We start from the raw sequence: 3,757 nt of genomic DNA on the forward strand, positions 1-3,757 counted from the left end.
GACCCGGAAGGCATGGAGGCCTCCAAGGCTATGCTGAATGGCGTGATCTATGGCAAGGACGCCTATGATTGCGCCGCCGACGCGGATGCCCTGGTGATCGTCACCGAGTGGAACGCGTTCCGGGCGCTCGACTTCGGGCAGCTCAAAGCCTTGATGGCCACGCCATTGCTGGTGGACCTGCGGAATGTTTACCGCAGGGAGGAGATCGAGCGGCACGGGTTCGAGTATGCCAGCGTAGGACGGCCGAGCTAGGTGGCGAATAGCGCCCGCCACCTCGTAGCGCGGGCGCAGAACAACGAGCGGCGCCGTTCTCTCGTCAGGACGTGCGGCGCTCTCGCGCACTGCCGCCGGGTCGCGCGTCCGCGCCTTCTAGTCTGCTCGCGCGCCGTTCCACGGCGGGAAAGCGTCGCAGGTGCGATGGCGAAGCATCCTTCGGGAGGCCTGCCGTCCATCTTGCGTTCGGTTTCGCCGACAGCATCAAACGCCGTAGCGATCCCCTGGTCCTGAAAGCCCGTCGAAGCTCCACCGGTTCGAGTTATATGATCTGCCCGAAGGACGGTCCTGGCTGTCAAACGGCTTACAAATCTGCCCCCCGATTTGGAGTGGGCCCCTGCGGCCGGACAAAAACTCATGCGGCGGATCTGAGTGTTGTCCGGGTGTGTTGATCCTCGAACTGGGTGAGGCTGAGATAGCCAAGCGCCGAATGGAGGCGCTTGGCATTGTAGACGTCGTCGATGAACCTGGGGAGGAACTCCGCGACGTCGGTGAAGGCCTCAAAGGCCATCGGCTGCACACCCTCGGCCTTCGGCGTCTTCATGAAGCTCTCCGCCTTGGCGTTGTCGTAGGGATTGCCGCGCCGACCCATGGATCCCACGAGGCCGGCTTCGGCCAGGGCGGACCGGTAGGCCATGGCAGCATATTGCGATCCACGGTCCGAGTGGTGAATGCATCCGGGCAGTGGTTCGCGCCGTTCCACGGCCGCGGCGAGGGTCAGGCGGGCGTCGATCGACCGGCTGATCGCGTAGCCGACAACGCGGCGGTGCCAGGCATCGAGAATGACCGCGACATAGGCAAAGCCGGTGAAGATCGTGACGTAGGTGATGTCGGCCACCCAGATCTGGTCGGGACCGTTGGGGATCCGGTCCGCGACGAGAATGGGGAAGATCAGGTGGGCGGGGTCACTGTCGGTGGTCGCGACTTGGCGCCGTCGGGTGCGGGGTTGGAGACCGTGCTCACGCATTAACCTCCTAATTTTCTTGTGGTTTACGACGAAATCCTGATGCCGGAGCGCAGCGCGGACGCGCCGCCAGCCGTAGCTCTCGAACTCCTCGCAGATGGCTGCAATCGCCTCGACGACGGCCGTGTCGCAGCTAGCCTCGGCCTCTCCGTCGTAGTAGGTGGAGCGCGCGATCCCTATCAGCTCGCATCCTTCTGAGATGGAGAGACTGTTGGGCCGGTGATCACGGAGGTACTGCCGCTTCGCGCGCGGTGTGCGTTTTTCAGAGCCCCCTTAAGAAACTCGAGCTCCATGGCCTGCTTGCCGACGAGCCGCTCCAGGGCATCAATCCGTGCCTCGAATTCCTGGACCATGTCGGCTGCCACCGCCTCCTCGTCCAAGGCGCCGGCCTGATGCTTCTGAAGCCAGACGCGGATGAGGTTGCGCGCGAGATCGTGGCGTTTGCCAAGCGCGTGGAGCGTCTCGCTAGCCAGATACTCCTGGACGACCTGCCGCTTGAACGTGGTGCTATAGGTGCGGTGTCTGCTCACGGGCCTTCATCATTCGAAAGCCCGGACCCATGTCAATTCGGAAACCGCATCCTGTCCGGCCGCAGGGGCCCACTACATCCGGCATGTCGCGTGACGCGCACCGGGCTTGTCGCCGCCGAGCCGGAGGCGGAGCGGAGGCACGCCCGGTGTCGGCCGTTCTGTTGGTGGGTCAGAGGCGGTTCTTAAAGCGCCAGCTCTCGTTGCCGGTCTCGATGATCTCGCCGTGATGCGTGAGGCGGTCGAGGAGCGCAGTGGTCATCTCGGCGTCGCCGAACACGCTGGGCCACTCGCCGAAGGACAGATTGGTGGTGACCAGGATCGAGGTCTGTTCGTAGAGCCGGCTGACGAGGTGGAAGAGCAGCTGCCCGCCGGACTGGGCGAAGGGCAAGTAGCCGAGCTCGTCGAGGACGATGAAGTCGACGCGGGAGAGATAGTCGTCCATGCGTCCCTGACGGCCGGATCGGGCCTCGGTCTCCAGGCGGTTCACAAGGTCGACGACGTTGAAGAAGCGGCCGCGGGCACCGTCCCGGATGCAGGCGCGGGCGATCGCGATGGCCAGATGGGTCTTGCCCGTGCCGGTGCCGCCGACGAGGACCACGTTGCGCTGGTGAGCGAGGAAGTTGCCGCCGGCGAGGTCGCGGACGAGCGTCTCGTTGATCGGCGTGCCGTCGAACTGGAAGTCGTCGATTTCCTTGGCCAGCGGCAGCTTGGCGATGGTGACCTGGTACTTGATCGAGCGCGCTTGCTTCTCGGCGATCTCGGCGGAGAGCAGGTCGCCGACGATGCTTTGCGCCTCGTGCGCGCGCTTGACTGCCGTGGTGATGATCTCGTCGTAGGCTGCCTTCATGGCGTAGAGCTTCAGGTCGGCCATGGTCGCCCGGATCTCGGTGCGTTCGATCACAAAGCCCTCCTCAGGCTGTCGTAGCGGGCGTAGTCGGCGACGGGCGCATGTCGCAGCCGCAAGGCGTCCGGGGTCATGAATGTGACTGGCGCGGCGTGCTCGCTCGTTGGAGCTGGCGAGCTTGCGCCGGATCCGTTCGAGAGCGGCTGGCATAACCCAGTCCTTGAACGGGGCACCGTTCCGGAGGGCACCGGGTTTGCGGGCCAGTACCGGGACGTAGTGCCAGGGGTCATAAATGGTCTGATCGCGGCCGAAGCAGCGAGGGTGATCACCGACGACCCGGCTGTCCTGGCGCAGCTCGATGCGATCGGCATAGGCGCGAACCTCGACGGGGCGCCCAACTGCGCTCGCCGCGACGGAGTACCGGTTATTGTCAAAGCGCATGAGGTAGGTCTTGGCCACGGAAGCCGGCGTGGCGTGGAAGCCGTGGGAGCGGCCGACATAGGGGACCAAGCTCGGCCGTTCGGCTTCAAACGCCTCGAAGATCGTCCGGTCCCGGAACTCCCGGCGGCGGTGTGCCTTGGCGTAGGCAATGCACTGGTCGAGGAGCCAGGCGTTCATCTCCTCGTAGCTCTTCACCCGGATCCGTGGGGTGAAGAAGCGCTCCCGGACCAGCCCGACCTGATTCTCGACCTGCCCCTTCTCCCAGCCCGACGCCGGCGTGCAGGCGACAGGATCGACGAGGTAGTGGCTGCACATCTGTTGGAAGTGGTGATTGTAGGCCCGCGTCGGGGGTAGGCGCACACGAACAGCATCCGGCTGTAACAGAGCCTGACATGGGCCACCTTCACGATCACCGTCGTGCCCTTGATGAGCACGACCTCGTGGCGCCAGTCGAACTGGTAGGCTTCACCAGGGGCGAAGCTCAGCGGCACGAAGGCGCCGCTCACGCGGGCCGATTGCTGCTTCTCTCAGGCTCGCGCATAGCGCCGAACCGCATCGTAGCCGCCGTTGTAGCCGAGACCGAGCAGTTCCTCGAAGACCCTGATCAGCGTCAGTCGCTCGCGTGCTGCGCGTCAATCTGGATGAGACAAACGCGTCAATCTGGATGAGAGCGGTTCGGCCGCCCGTTGTCGGGACGGCTGTCGG

4 protein-coding genes and 1 pseudogene are annotated in these 3,757 nt (G+C 64.8%); 1 reads left to right on the forward strand and 4 read right to left on the reverse strand.

Features of this window, described 5'->3' with window-relative positions; genetic code table 11:
- The coding region (locus tag BUQ68_RS22480; protein WP_245293354.1) for a UDP binding domain-containing protein at nt 1–252 on the forward strand (252 nt) is incomplete at its 5' end.
- Nucleotides 253–628: 376 nt separating this feature from the next.
- Here the strand turns inward: BUQ68_RS22480 and BUQ68_RS22485 are convergent.
- The 4 genes and pseudogenes from BUQ68_RS22485 to BUQ68_RS22500 form a co-directional block, all read right to left on the reverse strand.
- Complete coding sequence (locus BUQ68_RS22485; RefSeq protein WP_245293355.1) at nt 629–1,438, reverse strand: IS3 family transposase; 810 nt, start codon at nt 1,436–1,438, stop codon at nt 629–631.
- Complete coding sequence (locus tag BUQ68_RS22490) at nt 1,417–1,767, reverse strand: transposase (protein ID WP_075218272.1); 351 nt, start codon at nt 1,765–1,767, stop codon at nt 1,417–1,419. Before BUQ68_RS22490 ends, BUQ68_RS22485 begins: the two co-directional genes overlap by 22 nt.
- Nucleotides 1,768–1,936: 169 nt before the next feature.
- A complete protein-coding gene (istB, locus tag BUQ68_RS22495; protein WP_075218273.1) occupies nt 1,937–2,665 on the reverse strand; it encodes an IS21-like element helper ATPase IstB in 729 nt (242 codons plus the stop codon).
- Nucleotides 2,665–3,684: pseudogene (locus tag BUQ68_RS22500) on the reverse strand (Mu transposase domain-containing protein); the annotation flags it as partial. The pseudogene BUQ68_RS22500 and the gene istB, both read right to left, overlap by 1 nt.
- Between the last annotated feature and the right edge of the window lie 73 nt (nt 3,685–3,757).

It is taken from the genome of Mongoliimonas terrestris, from assembly GCF_001927285.1.
GTDB lineage: Bacteria > Pseudomonadota > Alphaproteobacteria > Rhizobiales > Pleomorphomonadaceae > Chthonobacter > Chthonobacter terrestris.